Source organism: Candidatus Nitrosacidococcus tergens (genome assembly GCF_902810445.1).
In the GTDB taxonomy this organism is placed as follows: Bacteria; Pseudomonadota; Gammaproteobacteria; order Nitrosococcales; family Nitrosococcaceae; genus Nitrosacidococcus; species Nitrosacidococcus tergens.
This window is the reverse complement of record NZ_LR778175.1, coordinates 1398820-1423248: the sequence shown is the minus strand read 5'-3', so window position 1 is coordinate 1423248 and position 24429 is coordinate 1398820. Positions and strand designations below refer to the sequence as shown.

Genomic DNA, 24429 nt, shown 5'->3' with positions numbered 1-24429 from the left:
AGAATTGAACTATATTTAATTTTAAATCGCACTGTAATAAATAGTTTAAATTAAAGCTGTAGAATTTTTACATGATTTCTAAGATATAGGAGAAATTACTTGGTAAAATAGAAGAAGGCCATGACAAAAATTTAAGGGGGACATGGTTATGCGTATACTCAATTATTTATCTATACTCGCTTTAATTCTTGGAGTTTCATTTGCTACACTAGGGTTTGCAGTTGATGATATTGATGATATAGAAAACTCTTTACCTGATTTAGGTGCCCCTGCCGCACCCGATCAGGCTGGTGACTCTACAGGTCCTGAAGTTAAAATTATTCAGGATGGAAACACACAAGTCAAAGAATACCGGCTAAATGGTAAGCTTTACAAGGTTAAAGTGACACCTGCAGTCGGCCCTTCTTATTACTTAGTAGATATTAATGGTAAAGGGGATTTTGAAAAGCGATTTAATACTGGTCCTAACTTAGAAGATACAGATTTAGTAACCCCTAGTTGGGTCTTTTTTCGCTTCTAACATTTAATCTCCTAAATAAGTAGACCCTTTAAGCCCAGCTTCAAATTCTTGTAAATAATGCTGGGCTTGAATGGGATTAAGGTTTAATTGCTTGAGTTTAGAAAATAAATTAGCTCTTATTTTTTCAGGATCAAAATGTACTTGAGTTAGAACAGTCTCAATTTGATCTCCCTTTAGAGGAAAGTGTAATTGAAATCCTCCTTGGTTATCACTTTTTACATGAACCGAATCAGTGGTACCAAATAGATTATGAATATCCCCAAGAATTTCTTGATAAGCACCTATTAAGAAAAATCCAAGTAAGTAAGGCTCATTAGAGTTTATTGAATGTAGAGGTAAACTAGTCTCAGATCCATCCCCACATACATAGAGATCTACCCGCCCATCAGAATCACAAGTTAGATCTTCTATCCATACGCGTTCTGTAGGTGCTTCAGTTAGTCTTTGTAAGGGTACAATAGGAAAAACTTGATTAATTGCCCAAGAGTCCGGAAGAGAGCGAAATAAGGAAAAGTTACAAAAATACTTAGTAATTAATTTTCCTTCTAATTCCTCAATAATTTCTCGATGGGCTTTAATCTGAGGTTGTAAAAAAGAGCGAATCCGATCGCATAGCACAAAATAAAGTTGTTCAATCTGTGCTCGCTGCTCAATATTAATAACACCATAGTTAAACATTTTTAGAGAATCTGCCACTGCTTGGCTTGCATTGTGGTAGGTTTCTATGGCTGATCGACGGGTAAGGTTTTGATAATCACTCCATAATTTTTGAATAATAGGTAATTTATCAGTAGGAGCACTAAGATTTTTCTTAATAGATGCAGGTTCTACATCCACAATATTACTTATCAGTACTGCATGATGGGCTGTCATAGTACGGCCTGCTTCAGTAATAATGTTAGGGTGAGATAAATGATGTGCTTGGCAGATTTCCCATAATCCTTGGACAATCTTTTGAGCATACTCAGAAATAGTGTAATTAATAGAGCAGAAACTTCGAGTATGGGTACCTTCATAATCTACTCCTAATCCACCACCCACATCTATGGTAGCTAGAGGTACTCCTAGGGCGTGTAGCGATACATAATAATGACCTGCCTCTTGGATACCTTGTTGAATATCACTAATATTAGCTAGCTGAGATCCCATATGAAAATGTAATAAAGTCAAGCAATCTAGGAGATTTACCTGTTTTAAACGGTGAATCATGGCAAGTACTTGAGAAGAGGTGAGGCCAAATTTACCCTTTTCTCCTCCTGTATTTTGCCATTTTCCTTTACCAAGGGAAGCAAGCCGCACTCGTACCCCCAATAAAGGGGTAATATTTAAATCTTGAGATTCTTTAATAATATGTTCAAGTTCAGAGGGTTTTTCAACAATTAAATAAATTTGTAACCCTAATTTTCTCCCGATAAGGGCAAGGCGAATATATTCCCTATCTTTATAACCATTACAAATAATTAGACCACTAGGATTAGATAAACTCATCACAGCAAGTAACTCCGGCTTACTTCCAGCCTCTAATCCAATGCGATCTGGATCTGCGGTTAAGATCTCTTGAATAACTTGCCGTTGTTGATTTACTTTGATAGGGTAAACCGCCGTAAAATTACCTTGATAGTTGGCAGCTTCCATAGCATGATGAAAACTAGTACATAAACTCTTTGCTCGGTGATGTAATATCTCAGAAAACCGTACAAGTATAGGGAAGGAAAGCCCTGCCTTTAGTGCTTCTTGGCTCACTTGATAAAGATCAATAGCAAGAGAATTATCTATGCCATGGGGGTGAGCTATGACATGACCCTGCTTATTAATATTAAAATAGCCCTCGCTCCAGTGAGGAATATTATATAAATCTTTAGCGTTTTGAATATTCCAGGTCATTTCTACTATCATTCTCACTGAAAATATAAAGGGTTAGTATGTTAGATTTTAAAATTTAATCAATAAGAGGGTATGAATGAAATTAAATAATACAAAATGGTTTACTGAAATTGGAGAAAAAACAGGAATTGCTTTTTCCCTTGCTATTGAAAAGAAGCTCCATGAAGAGACAACTCCTTACCAACATATTGATATTTACCAAACCAAAACCTTTGGTCGGCTGATGGTCATTGATGGTTATATTATGCTCTCGGATCGGGATAATTTTCTTTACCATGAAATGATGTCCCATATTCCACTATTTACCCATCCTAATCCAAAGCGGATACTGATTATTGGTGGAGGAGATTGTGGCACCTTACGAGAAGTATTAAAACATCCCCAGATAGAATCTGCAGTACAGGTAGAAATTGATGAACGGGTGACTCGCCTTGCTGAAGAATACTTTCCTAGCTTATGTGACAATAACCATGATCCAAGGGCATATTTTTACTTTGAGGATGGAATCCGTTTTGTAGCTCAGGCACCCAATAATAGTATGGATATTATTATTATTGATAGCACCGATCCCATTGGTCCTGCCGAAGGATTATTTCAAGCTCCATTTTACACCCATTGTCGCCGCTTACTTAGTACAGAGGGAATTTTAGTCCAGCAAAGTGAATCTCCTTTAATTCATCAACCTCTTATTAAGAGTATCCATGAAGAGATGAAAAAAGCAGGATTTTTAGAAACCAGAACCCTCACTTATCCCCAGTGTGTTTACCCTTCGGGGTGGTGGAGTCTTACTTTAGCTGGAAAAGATCTTAGCCAATTTAGAAAAGTAGATGCTCAAAGTAAAACTTTTTCCACCCACTATTACAACGCAGATATTCATCAAGCAGCCTTAGCACTTCCTGAATTTTTACGCTGCCTTCACCCAGAATAATAGATGCTACCTCAGCGACTTACTGTACTTCAGTTACTCCCTGCTTTAGAATCAGGAGGTGTTGAAAGAGGTACCCTAGAAATTGCTAATGGACTTGTTAAAAAGGGCCATCGTTCTCTGGTCATCTCTGGGGGGGGGCGTTTAGTAGATCAGCTTACTACAGAAGGTAGTGAACACTATACGTGGCCTATTGGTATCAAGTCTCCTCGAGCTTTATTCCTCATACCCAAGCTACGAAATTTTCTACGCACTCAAAAAATAGACATCCTTCATGCACGATCTAGAGTGCCTGCATGGATTGCTTGGTTTGCTTGGAAAAGTATAAAAAAACCGCTCAAGCCTCACTTTATCACTACCGTCCATGGGCTTTATTCAGTTAACCTCTATAGCACGATTATGGTAAAAGGGGAAAAGATTATTGCAGTATCTGAAACTGCTTATCAGTATATTAGAACCAATTATCCTAAAGTATCAATTGAAAATATTGAGCTTATTCCTCGGGGCATTCATCCAGAAGATTACCCCTATGGATATCAACCCAATCAGCAGTGGCTAGAAAATTGGTATCATACATACCCACAACTGCAAGATAAGGTAGTTTTAACCTTACCTGGACGATTGACGCCCCTTAAGGGTCATGAAGATTTTATTGTACTGATAGAAAAATTAATTCAAGATCAATATCCAGTCCATGGGTTGATAGTAGGAGATACTCACCCCAATCGCCAACAATACTTTCACAGAATTAAGCAGCAAATCTTAACGAGAAATCTAGAAAGTAGCGTAACCTTTACCGGGCACCGTAAAGATATGCGAGAAATATATGCTAATTCTCATTTGGTACTCTCGCTTTCTAAAAAACCAGAGTCTTTTGGGCGCACTGTTTTAGAGGCGCTAAGTTTAGGAATTCCTACAGTAGGGTATGACCACGGTGGTGTAGGGGAAATATTAAAAAATCTTTTTCCCCAAGGGCGGATACCCTTAGGAGAAATAGATAAATTATATGATTGCATTGTAGCATCTATAAAAAATTCGCCTAGAGTGCCTCCGCTAAACCAAGCGTATAGTCTTGAAGCTATGATAAATAAAACCTTAGCATGTTATATGGGGTTTTATCCCTCTTCTTTTTAGCATTATGATATGTTAAATATAAACTCTTGTTCTGTTTTAATTATCCAGCCCTTGCCGGGGATTGGAGATATGATTTGGCATTTACCTATTATCCATGCCATTGCAGCTACAACGCCAGATAAGAAAATCACTTTACTTACCAAGCCTCGAAGTCAAGCTTATCAACTATTAAAAGCAGATGATACTATCGATCAGGTGATTTGGCTTTATCGTAACCCTGGAATACATGATGGGCTTATAGGAACATTTCGACTAACAAAATTGCTATGGCAACATCAGTTCCAGAAAGTATATATATTACACGGCAGTTTACGCTATGCTTTTATCTGTTGGCTTTCTGGTATTCCCGAACGGGCAGGTTATGGAAGAGGATTACAAAAATATTTTTTGAACTATTTACATCCCTTACCTCAAAAAGAAACCCGAGATCACCCTCTTAAACTTGCTACTAAGTTTCTAACCATCAATCATATCCCTTTAGTGGAACACGAACCACAACTAGCTATTAACCCTAGTGCTCAACAATTAATTGCTCAATCTTTTCAAAATCTACCTAGGCCATGGATTGCTCTTGGAATTGGAAGTAGCGAGCCTTACAAGCAATGGGGAGAGCTAAATTTTATTCAATTGATTCGATTTTTAAAAAAAGACATAGGTACCGTATTTATTATTGGCGGTACATCAGAAAAATCTATGGGGGAAGCTATTTATAAAAATTTACAACAGCAGGATATCCATCAAAAAAAAATTCTTGGATTTCCCTTAGATCAGGTAACAGCACTACTTGCCGCTTGTAATGCTTATATTGGTAATGATACGGGCATGTTAAATATTGCCGCTGCGGTAAATACCCATGCCTGGGGATTATTCGGTGCATCTCCTCCTTTGCACCACACTCAATATATCCACTGTATTATTCCAAATGACGCTCAAGGAGGAATGAGTGCTATTTTCCCTGAGGAAGTAGCTATTCAATTAAAAAACAATAAAGGGAAGTGGGCGTGAATATAGTATTGAAGGGAGCAGAGTATTTTTGTATCTTTCTTCAATGGTTAAATCACTATAGTTGGTTTTTTGTTTTTATCTTTCCTCCCTTACTGACTACTAATGCAGCTGCCATGCAACCCATTGTCGTTATGGCTATTTTAGGACTATATCAGCTTATACGACAGCCTAGCAGGATTTTAGCTGATTCTGCTTATCACCCCTTGATTTTCCTTTTCCTTTGTATCTGGCTGCCTATTCTATTTTCTCTTCCTGATTCAATAACCCCAGTCCCTACCCTGCATGCAGGATTTACTTTCCTGCTCTATTTTTTATCTGGAATTGTGATTTTTCAAGTGGGGAGAGAAACAGATATGCAAAATAAACTGCTGATCGCTATTACTCTTGTAGCTGGATTTTGTGCTATAGATGGGATAGTTCAGCTTGTCTTAGGAAGAAATCTATTTGGTTATCCTTTAGATGAGGGCAATATTAGTGGAGTATTTTATCCTAAACTTCGCCTTGGACACATATTGGCAGTATTTTCTCCCCTATATTTTGAGGGACTACGTCGCTATATACCTTATCAGTGGCTAATTTGGATTCTTGCATTATTACTTGTATTAGTCATTCTATTCACTGGTCGACGGGTAGCATGGATTATGCTTAGTATAGCGAGTATTTTTTATGGAGTATATTGCTTTAAAATGGGGTTTTGGCAGAATTGGAAGAAGCATTTATCAGTTATTGGGATAGGAATTATATTACTTATTCCTATTATTTTACTCTATAGTCCTTTTTCCCAAAGAATAGCTCAGACATTAGGTCTTTTTACTAGAGACTATCAAGCAATTAATCTAGCCACTTCTTACCGCCTCCCTTTATGGAATACTGCCTATGCAATCAGCAAAGATCACTGGCTAAATGGCACTGGGGTAAGAGGATTTCGTGAAGCATGCAAGAAATATGCTGACAAAAATCCTAAAAATATTAATATTTACGAAGCCTCTCAGCCCATTTATGGCTGCTCCACCCATCCTCACTCCATCTTGCTTGAAATAAGTACAGAAGTAGGTCTGATTGGGATAATGGGTTATTTCTTATTTGGCTGGCTGTTTTGGCGTTATATGAAAAAAGTACCGCCTGACCAATATCCTAATGTAATTCCTTGGGCAATTACAGTATTAGTTGCTGTGTTTCCGCTAGATGCGCATATGGCTTTCTATGGTAGCTATTGGTCTTCTACCACTTGGTGGCTTATTGCCTTAACCTTAGCAAAAATTGCACCTAAGGCCTCAAAAGCAGCAAGTAATCTAGACTAACTCTCTAGGTATTTCCTAGGGTTAAAATACAATACCTAGAGAATTTAGAATAATAACCTAAATAGATTTTTGCTTTAATAAGGTAATAAACCCAAAAAAACCTAAACTAAATAACAGTAAAGTACTGGGTTCAGGCACAGCAAAATAACCAAAGGATCCACCGCTAAATGATGATCCATCAGGGTATTCAATTACAACAGCCATGCCCTCCATACTACCCTCAGTTGTTAAAATTGGACTAATTAAAAAAGAATACTCTGGATCATCAACATTATTGATCATTGATATTCCAATGAGAGGAGGAGTGGCAGAAGACGTACTAGGAGGGATAACAGGTATGATCTCTGCACCAAAATTAAGATTACTTACTACAAGAGCAGCATCTTGAAGGGGTACGTCTGTAGTGTAAGGAAAAACTAAGCTACTAGCATCTCCACTGACAATACTGTCGCCCATATTAGTACTAGATAAATCAATTGAAAAAGATATTGGTGGAGTAGAAGATCCGATAAGATAGCCATCATCAAGAGTTGTTCCAAATATATCATCAGAGATAGTAATTTCCCCACCAGTAATCCATACATCTCCTTTAGTGGTGAGTGGTGCACTAGGTACCCAATGATAAATGATATCGGCTTGAGCTATGTTGATCGTCGCCAATCCACCTACAATCAACCTTAATAAGAATTTAATCATATATTATTAGCCTTTAAACTAAGATGGAAATAAAAATTAGTTTTTTGAATAGTGTTATATATGATGGTTTTTTTAAATTATGTGAAAAAAATTATTTTTATAAAAATCTATTATAGGAAATTTCTAAAAAAGATAAAGTAATTTTTTATATATAATTAATATGATAATTGATCATATTAATTTATATTTAAAACAATAGATATATTACAAAATATATTTTCACGTTTGAATTCTAAATCATTATTAAAATTCAATGGCGATGTTGATTATCTTAAGAGAAACTGTTTTATTTATTCTCATGAAAAAACTCCCACTCCTCCCTTTGCTATTTATTGGATTATTTCTTCTCCCTCAACTTAACTGGGCAGATACCAGTGCAGAATTTGATGCAGCAGTCGCCGCCTATGATCATAAAGATTATGAAACAGCGTTTAATTTACTTACAAAATTAGCAAACCAAGGGGATCCGGGAGCACAGAATAATTTAGGGGTGATGTATCACAACGGTATTGGTGCTGCCCAAGATGATAAAAAAGCCGTGTATTGGTACCAAAAGGCTGCCGAGCAAGGACATGCCTCTGCTCAAAATAATTTAGGGGTAATGTATCTCAATGGCATTGGTATTCTTCAAGATGACATGCAAGCTGCCTACTGGTATCAAAAAGCGGCTAAACAGGGATTAGCAGATGCTCAATTTAACTTAGGCGTATTGTATGCCAATGGTATCAGCACTACCCAAGATGATAAACAAGCAGTCTACTGGTATCAAAAGGCCGCTGAGCAAGGTCTAACTGATGCCCAGTATAATTTGGGCGTGATGTATTACCGAGGTTATGGTACACCCAAAAATAGGGTAGTCGCTTATGCTTTAGTTCGTGTCGCTGCAATTAGTAATAGCAAAGCAAGGAAGGCCCAAAAAGCAATTAGCAAGCGATTAAGCTGGGATGAACTCACGGCTGGGCGAAAACTTAGCGATCAGATGAGTCAGCCCGGAAATTTATTATCTGCCCTACATGAATATTTAAAAAAACATTCCTAGCGTTGCTTTTTTGTTCTCTCATTGATTTAAAATTAATCAGTTATTTTATAGCCCCTCTATTTTATAATTTCTTTGAAATAAAGAGAGGCTGCTCTATGGATTTTCCTCTAAAGTTTGTCTCTTTACACCCAAATCTATTACTAAAAAATTATTTGAAATACCATGAAAAGATTCATTTTTATTTCTTTTTTTCTGAGTGGATCCCTGTTTTTTAGTCCAATAGATTGGGCAGATACCAATACAAATTTTAGAGCAGCAAACGCTGCCTATAATCGCAAAGATTACAGAATTGCCTTTAGTTTACTTAAAGAATTAGCAAATCAAGGTCATGCTATTGCTCAATATAATTTAGGAGTCATGTATACCAATGGTCAAGGGGTAACGCAAGATGATGAACAAGCAGCCTATTGGTATCAAAAGGCTGCCGAGCAAGGCAATACTTTAGCGCAATTTAATCTGGGGAATATGTATGACAATGGCCAAGGGGTAATTCAGGATTACGAACAAGCGGTGTACTGGTATCAAAAAGCTGCTGATCAAGGCAATACTTTAGCGCAATATAATTTGGGAGCAAGATATAGCAACGGTCAAGGCGTGATTCAGAACTATGAACAAGCGGCTCATTGGTATCAAGAAGCTGCCAAGCAAGGTAATGCTTTAGCGCAAAATAATTTAGGAAATATGTACAACGATGGGCAAGGGGTTGCTCAAAACTATAAGCAAGCGGTGTACTGGTACCAAAAAGCTGCTGAACAAGGCAATACCTTAGCGCAATATAATTTAGGGTTGCGATATGCCCTAGGGCAAGGGGTGGTGAAAAATAATGTAGTGGCTTATGCGTTAAGCAATATAGCTGCCACCAAGGATAACAACGCAAAAGAGGCGCGAGACATTCTAAGCCAGCAAATGACACAAGAAGAACGTACCGCAGGACAAAGTCTAAGTAAGCAAATGAGTCAGCCCGGACACTTATTATTTGCCTTAAATGAGTATTTACAAGAACATTCCCATCCGCTCATTTATTTAAAATAGATCAATAATTTTATAAACTACCCCAATTCAAAACCTCTTTGAAATAAAAAGGATTTAGACTTTAATTTTTTTTTTAAAATTTATATTCTTACCTTAAGATTAACTATAAAAAACCATACTTACTATGATAAAAAAATTAATTATTACCCTCTTTTTACTTAGTGGATTATCTCTCTTTTGCCAACTCAGTTGGGCAGATGCACAAACAGATTTTGATGCTGCACGAAAAGCCTATAATAGTAAAGATTATAAGGCTGCTTTTAAGTTATTTAAATATTTAGCTGAGCAAGGCGATGCTTCAGCCCAATTTAATCTAGGAAATATGTATAGATTAGGTCAAAGCGTAGCTCAAGATTATCAACAAGCGGTGTATTGGTATCAAAAGGCAGCAGAGCAAGGATTAGCAGAGGCTCAATATAATTTAGGAAATATGTATGACAATGGCCAAGGTGTGGCTCAAAATGATAAACAAGCTATGTATTGGTATCAAAAAGCGGCCGATCAAGGATTTGCAGAGGCTCAGTATAATTCTCGTATGAGTCAGCCTGAGAATTTACTCAAGGCACTACATAGTTACTTACAAGGCCGTTAGCTTTTTTTCTGTGCCATTAGCTATTGATACATTTCATCAAATCCAAGGAGGGCAAAGTTTAGTTAAAGCCCTCGGCCATCCTTTGGCTGCTCAAAAAGCCCATCGGTTGCTTGAATTACTTGCGCAAGAAAAATCCATAGTGGTTTATGATCCTTTGAATCAATTCCAAAGTTTTGTCGCTTTGTATAAGGTAGCCCAGCTCAACATTGCTGCCATCTTGGTACAAAAAACCGAAGCAATTGGGCAAACGGTGCTCGGTTATGTTACGGAACCTATTACGGCGTTGCCCCATTATCCCCGTGCCGCTTTATTTTTAGCCGTGTTTGATTCTGGGGTGTTTCAATGGCAAATCCAGTCTTTGCTTCCTCCTAAAATGCCTTTGTTTACCTTGGATATTTTACGCCTTGCTGATCAGATGATTGCCAATTCTCAGCAGTATCTGGATCCCCTTAATTTTGCCACTAACTTTGTATTATTTCGAGAAAGCCAAAATCTTCACACTCGTTTGACTACTGCTAATTATTGGGCAGGCTATGGCGCCAAAAAAGCGAGTCTTTGGTGTATCTTATTTGATGAATCTGGCAAATCTCTTGCCCAATGGCAAACCTTGCTTTCCGATTCAGTGCATACCATTACCATTGATAGCCAAGAGGTGAAACGGCGGTTTAAACTTCCGGATTTCACTGGCAGTCTTTTTATTCATGTTATAAATGTGGCTGGCCATGATGTGGTGAAATATGCCTTAGATATTTATGACGATCACGCTAATATTATCTCCTCTACTCATGATGCCAATGCTTGGCCGGCGGATCGGTATGCTGGATTGCCTGCCCCTAAAGCAGGGGAGTCTGTGATTTTATGGATTCAAAATAGTCAGCCGTGTCCTATCCCTGCGGGAGAAATCGGGCTAAACTTGATGGGCACTGAAGAGATTGCATGGTTAGAACAGCCCATCGCCCCTTTTGCCACTTATCCTTTAAAAGTAGCAGATTTATTGCCCCATGCCACTTGGCCCCAGCAGTTGGAAATTCAGGCAGGGAAATATTTTGTTCGCCCTCGCTATGAAATCATCACTGACCACAGCAGGCGAATTGCCCACGTGAATGTGGAGCGGGTGGATTTGGTTGCTGATCAGCAAATTTCCCGCAGCATGCCTTGGCTTGGTAAAGGCTATATTTTACCTGCACCTATTTTGCCAATAAGTCGCTGGAAAACTCTAGTAATGCCCACTCCTATGGCAACCGGACAGCAATCACTTCCTATTAAACTCATTGCCTATGATGGTTTGGGGCAAGTGATGGCTAGTCATTATTTTGGCAATATCCCCCGCAGCCAAAGTGTTGCCTTTGATTTAGATACCTTATTGACAGAAACTCAACTCCCCCATGACTACGGGCATTTAGAATTAGTCTATGATTTTGAGGCAGGCATGGAAGCCGATGGCTGGCTTCATGGGCTATTTCGCTATGAAGATCGGGAACATTTATGGGGTGCTGATACCAGCTTTGGTAGCCATATTTTTAATACTGTGTTGACCTATAAAAATGAACCTCAGTCTTATACTGGATCGCCGCCGGGGTTGACTACTCGTTTATTTTTGCGATTGGGTAGGGATTCCACCCGAACTTTTTGCCATTTGATTTATCCAGCCTCCACCCCTTGGCATCCTTACTCTCATACTCAAGTTGTTCTCCATAATCAAAAAGGAATGGAAGTGGCTAGAAAGCAACTCACGATCCCTTGTAGTGGTTCTTTGCTTTGGTACTATGATGATGTATTTGATGCACAGGAGAGGGCAGCAGCAGGTGCAAAAGCTTATATTATTGTGCGAGATGCCACGTGCCGTTTGTTTGGCTATCATGGGTTAATCAATGCACAAGGTACCCAGTTTAGCTTAGATCATATGTTTGGATTTTAATCATTATCACAGATTACAGCGATGCGGATATTGATTATTAAATTGGGGGCTTTGGGGGATGTGATTATTGCCATGCCCCATATTCAGCAAATTATTCACCATTATCAAGCGCATGAAGTTTGGCTTCTTACTGCCCCTGAATATGGATCTTTATTTTCAGAATTTAATCATCTCAGAATGCAGACTTTTCCTCGCAAAGGGTTACGATCGGTAGCCGATCCTATTCGCTGGGTACGGAGTAAATCCTTTGATGTGGTGATGGATTTACAAGGTAGCGATCGAAGCAAAATGATGGTTTCTCTTTCCGGTGCAAAAAAAAAGGCAGGATTAGGTCCGGGATTTCCTTATACCCATTTTCCTGAAAATAAGGGAATAATTGATGGAGAAGTTCATAGCTTTCACCGATTAAACCGATTGTTAGAAGCAGCTCATATTCCCATTGCTTTAGATGATCCCCATCTTCAAGGCAGCAGTACAGACAAGCAAAAAGTAGCAGATTGGCTAAAACAGCAAGGAATATCTGAGCAAAAAATAGTGCTGATTCATGCCGGATCTAGTGCTCGTTGGGAAAGCAAACGATGGACTACAAATCACTTTATTACCTTAGCTACCATTTTAACGGAGCAATATGGATTAGCGGTCATTTGGTTAGGAGGTAAGGAAGATATTGAAATTAATCAAAAGCTGGTGCAATTTGCCGGAATTGATGCCACTGGATTGTTTTCTTTGCTAGAGCTAGCAGAACTTGCTCGCTATACCTATTTTGCTATTACCACAGATTCAGCCCCTATGCATATTATTGCAGCAACGGGAGCCCCAGTTTATGCTTTATTTGGCCCGACAGATTGGCAGCGAAGTCATGCGGTGGGACAAAAAGAGCGAGTCCTGACTCATTCTGTAGAATGCAGTCCTTGTTTTATCCCTCAATGTCCGCCGGAACAGGGGCATAAATGTTTAGTTGATCTAAAACCGGAAATGGTACTAAATCGCTTAAAACAAGACGGGTTTTTAACCTAGGTAATTAATATTTGTTAGTATCCTGATAAATCTGCAATATTTTAGGGATAAGGGCTTCTACTGTATATTCTGTCTTATATAAATTTAAGCTAGTTACTGCTTTTTGATAGGTGAGCTCAGGATTCAAGGTTGTCTCTCTCATGGCTTTTGCCAATGCTATAGCATCCTTAGGCGGGACAAAATGGGCAGATTCTGAGCTAAGAATTGCTAAAGGGCCTTGGGTCTGAGTAGTAATAATGGGTAGCCCCAGTGCCATGGCTTCTAAGACTACAATTCCAAAAGGTTCATGAAGGGAAGGTAAGATAAATATATCTCCTTGCTTTAAAAACCCATCAACATTATCCACCCAACCGCAAAATGTTACCTTGTCTGTGATATTTAGTTGCTGGCATAGATCTAATAATGTTTTATATTCCTCCCCGTCTCCTCCAATTTTAAGCGTTCCTTTTCCTCCTTGTTGCAGATAATAAGCAAAGGCTTGGAGCAATACATCCATTCCTTTTTTCTTGACTAATCGCCCCAAGGCAATAAATACAGGTGGGTGATTTAGTATGGGAGGGTTAGCTACTGGAGATAATCGGGAGAAGTGAGGGATATGTTTAATTCTGCTGTTTGAGATTCCTTGATTTATTAGAAATGTTTTTTCATCCAAAGTAGAGGGAATAAAAATATCAATATATTGATACCGTTTGAGTTTTATGTAGTTATGGATGCTAGCAAGGGTGGGGATATTTAATTTTGCTGCTGCCTTCCCTCCTAACCAAGCCCCTCGAGCTAGATGAGTATGTACCACGTGCGGCTGAAAGGCTTGAAGCTGTTTTTTTATATGATAGCCTGCCCATAGATCCCAAGTACCATAAGCCTGAACAGGGCTAAGGGTAATGTTAGGATAATTTTCTAGCTTATCTCTATATTGGAATTGAGGGTGGTAAATAGCTTGGATTTTATAATCTAAATCTGCCAAAGCTAAGGATAAATCTAAAAAATAACGCTCTGCTCCGCCAAATCCTTGGGTAAGCATAATTTGGGTAATTTTCATGGAAATTGTTTTCGCTGGAAAGTAAGCTGAATCAGATTAAGTACTTGCTCTTTAACATCTGCTGCTTTTAAATTCTGGAGATTTTGATCGGGAGCGACTTGCCAACGACTATATGACCCCCAAGGATGGTATCGATCCGGATTTCCAGGACCAAATACAGTAAAGGTGGTTGTACCTACTGCCGCTGCTAAATGACCTAATCCAGAATCATTGCCAATAAAAATCTGAGCTTGTTTCAAAATGGCTGCTACTTGCAATAAATTGGTTTGTCCACATAAATCAAGATAGGGTAGAGGTAGGGTAGAAATAATTTGCTGACTATATACTCGATCGTTTTGATTTCCGACTAAAATAACGCTATCAAAATTATCTTTGATTAAAGAAATCAGATCTGAAAATTCAGAAGTAGGCCATATTTTAGGTGGCCAATTTGCCCCTAAGCCAATAGCAAGAATTCTTTCATGGGGCATTACGGCTAGTTTTTGTGTTGCCTCTTCAAGATAGTTTTCTTGAATCCAAACAGTACAAGGAGGAATTGGAAATTCTGGAGTTAAAATAGGGGTAAGGGCTGCTCGATGGCGAATTACAGCATGGGTAGTATCTACTTTAGTTTTTTGCTTAGTCAAGCGTTTTTTTGCTCTTAATAAATAGGAGAGTCCATCGGTTCGTAAATCTACAACCAAGTCATAGCGTACTGCTCTTAACAGGCGTACTAGACGGATTATCCCTTGCCAGCCTTCCTTTTTGTTTTTATGGAAAATATGATCAATATAGGGGCAGTGTTGAAAAATCTCGCTGGATCGATGATCGGATACTATATTTATTTTAGCCGCTGGAAACCGATAATGTAGGGTTTCCAAAACTGGGGTAGTCATAATGGCATCCCCAATATTGCTTAAGGTGATGAGTAATATTTGGTGCATTTAGCCAAATCTCAATTAGATATTGATATGGTCTGTATTAATCATAAAAATCTTTACCGGACTTAGACTTTAGCCTGCAAGAGAATCAAACTATGAATTGTCCTAATATTGATCTTTCCAGTATGACACCAAAACAACTCGAAGAGCTTCAACAATTGATATCCCCTCCAAATGTATCATGGTCAGTGATCTTACTATGGGTTAGTATGCTTGGCACCTACATTGCAGCAAGCACATTAGCAGTACTAGAAGTCATTCCATTATGGATCGGAATGTTTATTAATAGTATTGCTGTCTATTATGCATTTGGTGTTATACATGATGGTATCCATTTTGCTATTTGTTGTAATAAACATATTAACAATTGGATTACACAGAGTACGACTCTCTTAGTTGCACCGTACGTAAGTTTATCACTATTTCGATGGGGTCATTTACAACATCATCGTTTCATCAATCATGCTAAAGATGATCCTGATTATGCTCCATATGCTTGGTTATTGCCGATTCGGTGGGCGTTTCTCGATATTGCATATCTCATCTATGCTTTAAAGCATAGAAATAATACTGGATCAAAATATTTACGCACGTCTATACCTTGGATAGCAGGAAGCATCATAGTAATCAGCATACTTATTATGATGGGTTATGGTCTAGAGATTTTAATGCTATGGTTTATTCCATCACGTATTATTCTTATTATCCTTAGTTTTACTTTCTTCTGGATACCGCATGTACCCCAAACAGAATATTTTACAAAAGTAGCAACATCTAGTGCTTATAAAAAATTGATGGCTTTATTTTTGCAATGGCGGCATTATCATTTAATTCATCATTTATATCCATCTGCACCATTCTTTAACAATGAGAAAATTTGGAAATTACTTGAACCTCAATTACGCACATATGATTTTGACTTAATTAATACAATGCACGTTTAGCAAAGCTAGGGTATTTATTCCTATATTTATAATTTTTCAGCACTTTACTCTCTATGTATACCAAATCAGGGTAGCCATTCGTCCTGTTTTTAGGCCATCTCGCCGATAGGAATAAAATAGATCGGAATCTCGTACTGTGCAGTATTCTCCGCCATAAATAGCCTGTATTCCTAATTTTCTTAGTTGTAGTTGAGCCAGCTGGTAAATATCGGCAAGCCAGTGGGTATTATCTATATAGGTAAAAGCTATATGATTTTCTTTATCTTGATTGATAAAAACTTCTCTAACTTCATTACCCACTTCAAAAGCATGAGCACCAATAGCAGGACCTAGCCAAACTAATAATTCTTCTGCTGGGGTAGCTAGTTTCTCAATAGCATTTTTAATTATCCCACTAGCTAATCCGCGCCAACCGCCATGAATGGCTGCTATCTTATCGCCCTGTCTATTACAAATTAAAATCGGTAAACAATCAGCAGTTAAAATGGCACAAACTACATTTGGATGATGGGAAAAACACCCATCTCCTTGTCGATCTGTGTGATTAGCACCATCAATCACTTTATTACTATGAATTTGAGTCAGCCAAATAGGTTCATTGGGTAGCGATAAAGCTTGATAGAGTATTTCTCTATTTTGTTTTACCGATTCGGATATATCCCCTACATGATCTCCTAAATTAAGAGAATCATAGGGAGCAGTACTTATTCCTCCTTGTCGAGTAGTCGTATAAGCGTAGATATGGTTGAGGACAGGCCAATTAGGGGTAATGGTAGGTAGCATGAGTTAATCAACTATATTAACTAATTAAATAATAGGGAAGCAATCTCTATTGCTATAACCTATATTAGTGAGTAAATAAAATAAATCAAAAAACCAATAACCAAGTATAATAAATGAGATACTAAAATAATGAATAAAATTCAATACCTTACCACCTTTGTTCTACTAGTAATATTTACTCATTTCAGAATAACATTCTCTGCAGATAATGGAATACAATCTTCTCTTGCTCCAGAAAATGGATGGTATGTTGCTGATCAACCCACCAGTGAATTTAGCGGCATTAATATTGAAGTTCAGAACAATACGCTATTTGTCTCTAAATTTAATCTAGATGGCACTTGGACAAGTGGAAGTGGAGGTTTTCAAGATAGCACAGCTCAAGTGCAAATGGTGAAGACTAACCCTGATAATACAACTACACCTGAAGGAATAGACACTTATAGTGTAAACAGTAACAGTAGTTTATCCATTAATAATCTAGGCATTCACCGACTTAATTTTAAGGACGGAACAGATAGCTTAAATTCCCTTGAAGGATTATGGACAGTTTCAATTACATCTCCCATACTCCCTGCATTGAATGAAGGAAGCATTATGATGCTGACAAGTACTTATACTGATCCCCAAACTAATACCTCTATGGCTATAGGATCCTATAGTGCTTCTTCCAGTGTGGTAGGTATTTCTACATACCCTACTTTTTCTAACACTTTAGGCAATAACGTTTATATAGGAGTAATGGGCAGTGGAATTAGTGAAAAATTTTTTATAGCTATCTTAAATGGACTTAACCATATGGTAGGGTTTGTGAGTAATGTTGGAGCACCAATAGAATTTACTGGTTTAAGTAATTTTATGGAAAACGCCTCATCTTTTGTAGCTAGCCGTATGTATTATATTGGAAAAAATCTGAGTACAGAACTGGGCGATCCTCAATTTGCAAAAATTGTTTTAACTAACACTCCTAATAGTCAATTTGCTGCTTTAATGACTCAACTCAATACACTGGCTGATCAAATCAATACAAACATTCAATCTAATTTATTCGATGCTGTAATGACTCAATGGAATACTCTGGTTAGTCAATTGAATGCTTTAGCTAACCAAATAAACACTACTTCAGAGTGATTAATCATCTAAGAGGTAGAGTTGAAAATCCTATTTAGTAGGGTTTATCTATAAATTTACAATTGAAGCATAGAATTTAATATGAATAATCAGCAGTGGGTAAAGCGGGATTTAAGTGTATTATGGCATCCTTGCACCCAAATGAAAGATCACGAAAATCTCCCTTTAATCCCTATCCGCCGAGGAAAAGGGGTATGGCTGGAAGATTTTAATGGTAAACAGTATTTAGATGGGATTAGCTCTTGGTGGGTCAATCTATTTGGTCATGCTAATCCAAGAATCAGCGAAAAAGTAAAAAATCAACTAGATACTTTGGAGCATGTGATTCTTGCTGGATTTTCCCACGAACCTATTATTGAACTTTCGGAACGATTAAAGGCTATTACTCCTGAGGGACTATCTCGCTGTTTTTATGCTGATATTGGATCTGCTGCGATTGAAGTGGCTTTAAAAATGAGCTACCAGTATTGGTATAACCAAGGGAGAACAAAAAAAACTCGCTTTATTACTTTAACTAATAGCTATCACGGAGAAACCCTAGGAGCGTTATCAGTAGGGAATGTGGCACTTTACAAAGAAACTTATAAGCCCTTATTGATGGAGGTGATTACGGTACCTTCTCCCGATTGTTTTTATCGGGAAACAGGGGAAAGTGAAGTAGTGTATACCCAACGACAATTTAACCATATGGAGGCAGCACTCGGGCGTCACCATGAAGAGGTTTGTGCAGTAATCGTAGAGCCTTTAGTCCAGTGTGCGGGCAATATGCGGATGTATGATCCTATTTACCTCTCTTTGCTTAGAGAAGCCTGCGATCGTTATGGAGTCCATTTAATTCTTGATGAAATTGCGGTAGGTTTTGGTCGCACTGGTACTTTATTTGCCTGTAATCAAGCCAATATTACGCCTGATTTTCTGTGTTTATCTAAAGGACTCACAGGAGGTTACCTGCCTTTAGCAGTCGTACTCACCCATGAATATATCTATCAATCATTCTATGATGATTATGGTACCCTAAAAGCCTTTCTTCATTCTCATAGCTATACAGGTAACCCGCTTGCTTGCCGTGCTGCTTTAGCCACCCTCGACATTTTTAAAGAAGATCCAATATTAGAGAATAACCAAAAATTGGCGAAAGCGATGAAAACTGCTACTGCCCATTTTGTAGATCACCCTCATGTGGCAGAAGTGCGACAACATGGGATGATTTTAGCTATTGAAATGGTAAAAGATAAAACAACCAAAACCCCTTACCCGTGGCAAGAACGGAGAGGGTTACGAGTCTATGAATATGGTCTAACGCAAGGAGCATTGCTCCGTCCTTTAGGGAATGTAGTGTATTTTATGCCTCCTTATGTAATTACCCCTGAAGAAATTGAGCAACTGGCTAAAATTGCTTGGGAAGGTATTAATCGGGCTACCTGTGATTAAAGTATGTTCAATACTAATAGGTAAGTTAATTTTTTAGCCGCTCATAAAAAAGCCCTAGCTTAGGCTAGGGCTAGTTTACTTTAGTAGATATATTAATTAAGCCAAATAAACTTGGCTATAGGAATAGTGACGGCGATTGAGCCAGCTCAATGCAAATAATCCTGCACCGAATAACCAAAGAATGCTGGGTTCAGGTACTGAAGGGTTAGTTGGGTTACCGCCCCCTGGTGGTACTTCCCCTCCTAGTACTGATCCAGTTGCAGTAAATTCATAAGAGCCACTGGAGGTTTGAAATTTAATTGGGAATGCTGAAAGCTGTATCCCATTAGCACCACCGATGTTATCACCAAAGACTAGAGATAATGTTATATAAGTTTCATCTCCAGCGGCAAGTGCTGAATTTTGTGATCCACCGTTACAACCTGTAGTAAACACGCAGGTATTCACCTTAGAACCACCGGGAAAACTACCCTTAACTTGATCAATATTACTAAATACATCACCAGTCACGGAAGAATCAGCAAAATCCAAGCCAGGTGCTTCAAACCCAAATGTAGTAATACCTGCATTACTAAGTCCAGTTGTACTTAAATCAGTTGTATTCGCTAATACTCCCTGAAGGATTACAGTATTTGTGGTAGTGTTAAAATCGTATACTGTCCAAGTACTGGTAGCTGATAAAGAAGGGTCACCAGCTGGCGATGTCCAATTTAACATAAAAGATTGGTTTACATCATCTTGAGTAAGCTTCACTACATTGGAGTCAGTGATTAAAATTGCCTGTGCGGAGATCGTCATTAAACTCAGCAATGTGATTACCGCCAAAAGCACTATCTTTTTACACATATATTATATTCCTTTGATATATCTACATTGATATTATTGTAGATAAAGCAAAATTTATGCCAAAAATTATAATATCGAAAAAATAAGACGTAGGGCGTAGGGCGTAGGGCGTAGGGCGTAGGGCGTAGGGCGTAGGGCGTAGGGCAAGAAAGTATAATTTTCATCGTAATAAGTGACTATTTTTGTCAGTTTAAAATAAACTTGTATATGAAATACAGCAGTATTTAATGCTACTTCAAACTGGAAAACTACGAGAATATGGCAGTTATTCCCCGTATTTATACGCCCTTATCTTTAGAAACAGGCATGACTGTAGCATTAGATGAAAGAGCGGCCGCTCATATCCGGGTGCTCCGTCTAAAACTAGGATTTAGCTTATATCTATTTGATGGGAAAGGAAGTGAATATAAAGCGACTTTAATTAAAATCAATAAAAAACAAGCTCAAATCTATTTATCAGATCGGATAGATCGAAAAACTGAATCGTCACTCACTATTACGCTAGCTCAAGGAATTTCTCGTGGGGATCACATGGATTTTGCTTTACAAAAAGCGGTAGAGCTAGGGGTAAATCGAATCATTCCTTTGATTACAGAATATAGTAATTTTAGTCAGGATCGTGCAGAAAAACGTTTAGCTCATTGGCAGGGAATTATTACCAGCGCTTGTGAGCAATGCGGTCGTAATTATCTTCCTACTCTAGAAAATCCTCAATTATTTACTGATCTTTTGAAGGCTACTTATTATAATGAGGAGCTAAAAATCTTGTTAGATCCTAGCGCAAATTGCACACTAAAAAACCTATCTCTACCTATTATAAATAAGTTAATTACCGTACTCATTGGCCCAGAAGGGGGATTAAGTGCTACGGAAATAAGACAAGCTCAAAAATCCGGGTTTATTGGAGTACAATTAGGACCTCGAATCTTACGAACAGAAACCGCTACGGCAGCTATATTGGCTAACCTTCAATTACTTTGGGGAGATTTTTAAAACAAAAACCCTAACCCTTCACATCTAAGACAAATCCTAAATACTTATTAAAAAATAAGGCTACAAAACTTATCTTTGTCTAAAAATTCTATATTTAAAGAATAGTATCAAATAGATATTTTTGTTTTTTAAGCTAAAAAATTATCAATATTTTCCATTGATATAAAGAATAAAATAGTTTATTTTAAAAAGCTCAAAAAAACCATTTTTCGGCTTAAAAAAACCATCAAGGATAAGTAATGATTTATATTAGAAAATCCCAACTGTTTATAGGGGTTGCTCTTCTTTTGTTTGCTTTTTCTGATCAGAGTGAAGCCTTTAGTTTAAATACCCCAATAACACAATTAACCATCCATCCAGGAGAGCAAAACGTTCCTATAGAAATATCTGTCGCAGATGACGGCAGTAATGAACCAGTAGTAATTACTATGACTAATCTTCCTGCTGGCATAACTGTTACACCAGTCACACTAAATCCAGGAGATTCTGGTGTGCTTACTTTAAGTGCATCACCTTTAGCAGGTCAAGGTAAAGTACCACAAGAAGAAAATATTGATGATGATAAAGGACTTCCTGCTCAGAGCAAAGGAACTGACTGGCAAACCATCGCTACCCTAGTTGGCGCGGTAGGATCTGTTCAGGTTACACAATCTATTTCTTTAACTATGTCTCTTTCAGATCCTGCATTTTTGCCCAGAGAGATTGATCTACCTGCTATACATATTGATACGGATAATAGTGCTTCAATTATTGATGACAATTATGTTAATGGCATAATTACAATTACTTCTCCTGATGGAGAAAACTATTTACCTAACCCAACGCACTCAGACAATACAGCAAGGTTTAAGGTACATGGAAACTCTACAGCAAACATGCCTAAACTTTCTTACACCATTAAATTAAGTAAAAAAATGGATGTTTTATCCACCATGGGGCTTGATTGTGGTTATGTAGATAAAGATTCAGGGCAACCGACGTGTGGAAGTAAGAAAACTTATTTCTTGCTTGCCAACTATGACGATAAAACTTTTTTACGAAACTGGGCAGCATTTTGGCTAGCGAATCATATCCCCTATGGAGGAGATTACCTTGATGAAACTCCAGTACCTCTAGCTTATACAGGCATTATTCCTACCCCAAGTGGCACTTCAGAACATATGCCTTGGGCACCTCACTCATTATTCGTTGCACTTTATTTAAATAACATCTATGAGGGACTGTATCAATTAGTTGAAAAACGAGATATTGGCGAGCATCAAGTCAATATAGATGAACTTTCCGAATTAGATACCGAGCTGCCTCAAATTACTGGAGGATATCTTAATGAAATTGATCATCATCAACCTGATCCTGATGATCCTAGATTTGACACAAACCAAGGAGTTCCAATTAATCTAAAGAATCCTGATACTTTCCCTGCAGTACCAGAACAGATTCAGTACATTACTGATTATGTCAATGAAGCTGAAACAGCGCTTTACTCTATAGATTTTACCGATCCAGAAACCGGATGGCGTAAGTATTTTGATGAAGCAGCAGCCATCAATTTTTATATTGTCAACGACGTAATGGGTAATCGAGATACGGGTGCTATGTATAGCAGTGCCTATTTCTATAAAGCACGAAATAACCCTTTTCTTTATATGGGACCGGTATGGGATTTTGATATTAGCTCGGGCAATGATAATCAGGCAGACATTAAAAACCCAACTGCTCTGTGGATGCAAACTAAGCGTTGGTATAGTCAATTTTTTAAAGACCCAGGATTTGCAGCTGATGTAAAAAAGCAATGGAATACCTTAAAACGTAATGGGGTATTTGATCAATGGTTAGGGTTAATTCAGTTAGAAGCACAAAAATTAAATCAAGCCCAAAGAGACAACAATGACAGATGGCCTATGCAAGGCATCAGGGTATGGCCTAATGCAGAAGCTGCAGGTAGTTATCAGGGGGAAATCGATTATTTTACTAACTGGTTAAAACTACGTATTGCTTACTTAGACTCAGTATTTAACAATGATAAAGCAACCACTACTACTACCATTACAGATGTACCCAACTCTATAATACATCAAGGTGAGTTAACTACCTTATCTGCACAAGTAGAGGGGGCATCTTCTTTAACAGGTAGTATAGGATTCATGAGAAGCGGAGTACTTGTAGGGATGGCTCCCATAGAAAATGGACAAGCTACTTTAACAACTAATCAGATTCCTGCAGGCACTTTTCAATTTACTGCTGTTTATACTGGCGATGAAAACAATGCACTTTCTTCTTCCAATCCACAAACCATAGTAGTAGCCAAACCATTGATTCAAACTGTGACTAGCTTAGCTAGCTCTGGAGATAGTAATTTTGCCCTATCTGTTATTCCAACGGTTGGTGGTGTAATTCCTACAGGTCAAGTAGTACTTAATGGTACGGCAATTTCAGGTAAGTCTTTAGGAACAACAACTTTAAGTGGTGATGGAACAGCTAGCTTCTCTGATATTTCCATACCTGGTACAGGGGAGGGCACTATTAATACCAGTGTCACTGCAGATTATATAGGAAATGATTTTTATAGAGCATCTACCTCTAACTCTATTATAAGTTCGTTACATTATTTATTTGCCCCTGATCCAACTGACTCTAATCCACCTAACTCTGGTTCAGGATCATCTCCTTCTAATCCTAATCCACCTAGCTCTGGTTCAGGATCGTCTCCTTCTAACCCTAATCCGCCTAATCCGCCTAGCTCTGGTCCGGGATCGTCTCCTTCTAATCCTGAGGCGTCCGCTTCTAGATTCAATTCAATAATTCGTGGATATCACCCATCAGTGCCTATTCCAAATCCACCTACCTATAATCTTGGATTATCTACTTCTACTTTTAGCCCATCAATCCGTGAATACCATTTATCAGCACCAATCCCAAACCCACCTGCCTATAATTCAGAGGTGCCTACGTCTAATCTACCTGTTCTCTCTTGTGAGAATAATACTTCTACTTTTGCAAGTTCTTCTACTAAGAGCAGGAACGGAAATTCCTTGAGTAGAAGTAATACCTCTGGAAGTTCCTTTGCTATTATTCCTTCTTTTACAGATTCTTCTATCAGTAATTCACTTAATCAAAGACAATCTAGTCCAATAATAGTAGCTTGTAATTCAGAGGGTACTTGTAATCGGGCGATACAAACCCTTTGCAATAAAGAATAGCTTTGTTAAGGCTATAAAGAACTGAGAACTACAAACAAGCATATATGCCGTAAGGCATATATGCTTATTAAACATTGCA

General features: G+C 38.0%; 21 protein-coding genes. 15 read left to right on the top strand and 6 right to left on the bottom strand.

The genetic code is table 11. From position 1 onward, the window contains the following. Positions 1-148: 148 nt before the first annotated feature. Positions 149-520, top strand: coding sequence for a DUF2782 domain-containing protein (locus NSCAC_RS06815; RefSeq protein ID WP_232085910.1), 372 nt, complete (start codon positions 149-151; stop codon positions 518-520). A gap of 3 nt (positions 521-523) precedes the next feature. Here the strand turns inward: NSCAC_RS06815 and speA are convergent, their stop codons facing one another. Then, on the bottom strand, positions 524-2404 hold the full coding sequence (gene speA / locus NSCAC_RS06810; protein ID WP_197744073.1) for a biosynthetic arginine decarboxylase: 1881 nt from the start codon (positions 2402-2404) through the stop codon (positions 524-526). A gap of 76 nt (positions 2405-2480) precedes the next feature. Here speA and speE point away from each other — a divergent pair, with 76 nt between their 5' ends. Genes speE through NSCAC_RS06790 form a run of 4 tightly spaced genes read left to right on the top strand, consistent with a single transcriptional unit; the run spans position 2481 to position 6769 of the window. Continuing rightward, a complete protein-coding gene (gene speE / locus NSCAC_RS06805) occupies positions 2481-3332 on the top strand; it encodes a polyamine aminopropyltransferase (protein WP_197744072.1) in 852 nt (283 codons plus the stop codon). A gap of 3 nt (positions 3333-3335) precedes the next feature. Then, positions 3336-4463, top strand: a complete 1128-nt coding sequence (locus NSCAC_RS06800) for a glycosyltransferase family 4 protein (protein ID WP_197744071.1) — start codon at positions 3336-3338, stop codon at positions 4461-4463. Between the two features lie 9 nt (positions 4464-4472). After that, positions 4473-5468 carry a glycosyltransferase family 9 protein gene (locus tag NSCAC_RS06795; RefSeq protein WP_197744070.1) on the top strand — a complete coding sequence of 332 codons (996 nt, stop codon included), beginning with the start codon at positions 4473-4475 and terminating at the stop codon, positions 5466-5468. After that, positions 5465-6769: an O-antigen ligase family protein gene (locus NSCAC_RS06790; protein ID WP_197744069.1), complete on the top strand. Its 1305-nt coding sequence runs from the start codon at positions 5465-5467 to the stop codon at positions 6767-6769. The genes NSCAC_RS06795 and NSCAC_RS06790 overlap by 4 nt, the downstream gene beginning before the upstream one ends. 57 nt (positions 6770-6826) lie before the next feature. Here NSCAC_RS06790 and NSCAC_RS06785 read toward each other — a convergent pair whose 3' ends face one another. Then, positions 6827-7465, bottom strand: coding sequence for a PEP-CTERM sorting domain-containing protein (locus tag NSCAC_RS06785; RefSeq protein WP_197744068.1), 639 nt, complete (start codon positions 7463-7465; stop codon positions 6827-6829). Positions 7466-7718: 253 nt separating this feature from the next. Here NSCAC_RS06785 and NSCAC_RS06780 point away from each other — a divergent pair, with 253 nt between their 5' ends. The 5 genes from NSCAC_RS06780 to NSCAC_RS06760 all read left to right on the top strand — a co-directional run bounded on the left by NSCAC_RS06780 (position 7719) and on the right by NSCAC_RS06760 (position 13063). Further along, on the top strand, positions 7719-8504 hold the full coding sequence (locus NSCAC_RS06780) for a tetratricopeptide repeat protein (protein ID WP_197744067.1): 786 nt from the start codon (positions 7719-7721) through the stop codon (positions 8502-8504). A gap of 162 nt (positions 8505-8666) precedes the next feature. Beyond that, complete coding sequence (locus NSCAC_RS06775; protein WP_197744066.1) at positions 8667-9536, top strand: tetratricopeptide repeat protein; 870 nt, start codon at positions 8667-8669, stop codon at positions 9534-9536. 124 nt (positions 9537-9660) lie between these two features. Then, a complete protein-coding gene (locus tag NSCAC_RS08900) occupies positions 9661-10128 on the top strand; it encodes a tetratricopeptide repeat protein (protein ID WP_197744065.1) in 468 nt (155 codons plus the stop codon). A gap of 10 nt (positions 10129-10138) precedes the next feature. Beyond that, the gene (locus NSCAC_RS06765) at positions 10139-12046 is read left to right on the top strand and encodes a hypothetical protein (RefSeq protein ID WP_197744064.1); all 1908 of its coding nucleotides are present in this window, start codon (positions 10139-10141) and stop codon (positions 12044-12046) included. A 21-nt stretch (positions 12047-12067) separates the two neighbouring features. Beyond that, complete coding sequence (locus tag NSCAC_RS06760) at positions 12068-13063, top strand: glycosyltransferase family 9 protein (RefSeq protein ID WP_197744063.1); 996 nt, start codon at positions 12068-12070, stop codon at positions 13061-13063. Positions 13064-13067: 4 nt separating this feature from the next. Here the strand turns inward: NSCAC_RS06760 and NSCAC_RS06755 are convergent, their stop codons facing one another. Both NSCAC_RS06755 and NSCAC_RS06750 read right to left on the bottom strand, forming a co-directional pair. Further along, positions 13068-14102 carry a glycosyltransferase family 4 protein gene (locus NSCAC_RS06755; protein ID WP_197744062.1) on the bottom strand — a complete coding sequence of 345 codons (1035 nt, stop codon included), beginning with the start codon at positions 14100-14102 and terminating at the stop codon, positions 13068-13070. Then, positions 14099-15025: a glycosyltransferase family 9 protein gene (locus NSCAC_RS06750; protein ID WP_197744061.1), complete on the bottom strand. Its 927-nt coding sequence runs from the start codon at positions 15023-15025 to the stop codon at positions 14099-14101. Before NSCAC_RS06750 ends, NSCAC_RS06755 begins: the two co-directional genes overlap by 4 nt. Before the next feature lie 155 nt (positions 15026-15180). On the opposite strand from NSCAC_RS06750, the gene NSCAC_RS06745 reads away from it, so the two are divergent. Beyond that, positions 15181-15966, top strand: a complete 786-nt coding sequence (locus NSCAC_RS06745; RefSeq protein WP_197744060.1) for a fatty acid desaturase — start codon at positions 15181-15183, stop codon at positions 15964-15966. 51 nt (positions 15967-16017) lie between these two features. On the opposite strand, the gene pgeF is transcribed toward NSCAC_RS06745, so the two are convergent. Beyond that, positions 16018-16749 carry a peptidoglycan editing factor PgeF gene (gene pgeF / locus NSCAC_RS06740; RefSeq protein WP_197744059.1) on the bottom strand — a complete coding sequence of 244 codons (732 nt, stop codon included), beginning with the start codon at positions 16747-16749 and terminating at the stop codon, positions 16018-16020. A gap of 129 nt (positions 16750-16878) precedes the next feature. On the opposite strand from pgeF, the gene NSCAC_RS06735 reads away from it, so the two are divergent. Both NSCAC_RS06735 and NSCAC_RS06730 read left to right on the top strand, forming a co-directional pair. After that, on the top strand, positions 16879-17880 hold the full coding sequence (locus NSCAC_RS06735; RefSeq protein WP_197744058.1) for a hypothetical protein: 1002 nt from the start codon (positions 16879-16881) through the stop codon (positions 17878-17880). Between the two features lie 81 nt (positions 17881-17961). Continuing rightward, on the top strand, positions 17962-19311 hold the full coding sequence (locus NSCAC_RS06730) for an adenosylmethionine--8-amino-7-oxononanoate transaminase (protein ID WP_197744057.1): 1350 nt from the start codon (positions 17962-17964) through the stop codon (positions 19309-19311). Between the two features lie 96 nt (positions 19312-19407). On the opposite strand, the gene NSCAC_RS06725 is transcribed toward NSCAC_RS06730, so the two are convergent. Next, positions 19408-20109: a cistern family PEP-CTERM protein gene (locus tag NSCAC_RS06725; protein ID WP_197744056.1), complete on the bottom strand. Its 702-nt coding sequence runs from the start codon at positions 20107-20109 to the stop codon at positions 19408-19410. Positions 20110-20415: 306 nt separating this feature from the next. Between NSCAC_RS06725 and NSCAC_RS06720 the strand changes: the two genes are divergently transcribed. Both NSCAC_RS06720 and NSCAC_RS06715 read left to right on the top strand, forming a co-directional pair. Further along, the gene (locus NSCAC_RS06720; protein ID WP_197744055.1) at positions 20416-21150 is read left to right on the top strand and encodes a 16S rRNA (uracil(1498)-N(3))-methyltransferase; all 735 of its coding nucleotides are present in this window, start codon (positions 20416-20418) and stop codon (positions 21148-21150) included. 239 nt (positions 21151-21389) lie between these two features. Further along, entirely contained in the window at positions 21390-24350 is a 2961-nt protein-coding gene (locus NSCAC_RS06715) for a CotH kinase family protein (protein WP_197744054.1), read from the top strand. The last annotated feature ends 79 nt before the right edge of the window (positions 24351-24429 follow it).

Bases quoted from the DNA above. Each gene is read 5' to 3' on its own strand.
- NSCAC_RS06795 (WP_197744070.1), top strand. From the start codon at position 4,473: ATGTTAAATATAAACTCTTGTTCTGTTTTAATTATCCAGCCCTTGCCG.
- NSCAC_RS06785 (WP_197744068.1), bottom strand. From the start codon at position 7,465: ATGATTAAATTCTTATTAAGGTTGATTGTAGGTGGATTGGCGACGATC.
- NSCAC_RS08900 (WP_197744065.1), top strand. From the start codon at position 9,661: ATGATAAAAAAATTAATTATTACCCTCTTTTTACTTAGTGGATTATCT.
- NSCAC_RS06730 (WP_197744057.1), top strand. From the start codon at position 17,962: ATGAATAATCAGCAGTGGGTAAAGCGGGATTTAAGTGTATTATGGCAT.
- NSCAC_RS06735 (WP_197744058.1), top strand. From the start codon at position 16,879: ATGAATAAAATTCAATACCTTACCACCTTTGTTCTACTAGTAATATTT.
- NSCAC_RS06800 (WP_197744071.1), top strand. From the start codon at position 3,336: ATGCTACCTCAGCGACTTACTGTACTTCAGTTACTCCCTGCTTTAGAA.
- NSCAC_RS06755 (WP_197744062.1), bottom strand. From the start codon at position 14,102: ATGAAAATTACCCAAATTATGCTTACCCAAGGATTTGGCGGAGCAGAG.
- NSCAC_RS06775 (WP_197744066.1), top strand. From the start codon at position 8,667: ATGAAAAGATTCATTTTTATTTCTTTTTTTCTGAGTGGATCCCTGTTT.
- NSCAC_RS06760 (WP_197744063.1), top strand. From the start codon at position 12,068: ATGCGGATATTGATTATTAAATTGGGGGCTTTGGGGGATGTGATTATT.
- NSCAC_RS06715 (WP_197744054.1), top strand. From the start codon at position 21,390: ATGATTTATATTAGAAAATCCCAACTGTTTATAGGGGTTGCTCTTCTT.
- speA (WP_197744073.1), bottom strand. From the start codon at position 2,404: ATGACCTGGAATATTCAAAACGCTAAAGATTTATATAATATTCCTCAC.
- NSCAC_RS06725 (WP_197744056.1), bottom strand. From the start codon at position 20,109: ATGACGATCTCCGCACAGGCAATTTTAATCACTGACTCCAATGTAGTG.
- speE (WP_197744072.1), top strand. From the start codon at position 2,481: ATGAAATTAAATAATACAAAATGGTTTACTGAAATTGGAGAAAAAACA.
- NSCAC_RS06780 (WP_197744067.1), top strand. From the start codon at position 7,719: ATGGCGATGTTGATTATCTTAAGAGAAACTGTTTTATTTATTCTCATG.
- NSCAC_RS06750 (WP_197744061.1), bottom strand. From the start codon at position 15,025: ATGCACCAAATATTACTCATCACCTTAAGCAATATTGGGGATGCCATT.
- pgeF (WP_197744059.1), bottom strand. From the start codon at position 16,749: ATGCTACCTACCATTACCCCTAATTGGCCTGTCCTCAACCATATCTAC.
- NSCAC_RS06815 (WP_232085910.1), top strand. From the start codon at position 149: ATGCGTATACTCAATTATTTATCTATACTCGCTTTAATTCTTGGAGTT.
- NSCAC_RS06720 (WP_197744055.1), top strand. From the start codon at position 20,416: ATGGCAGTTATTCCCCGTATTTATACGCCCTTATCTTTAGAAACAGGC.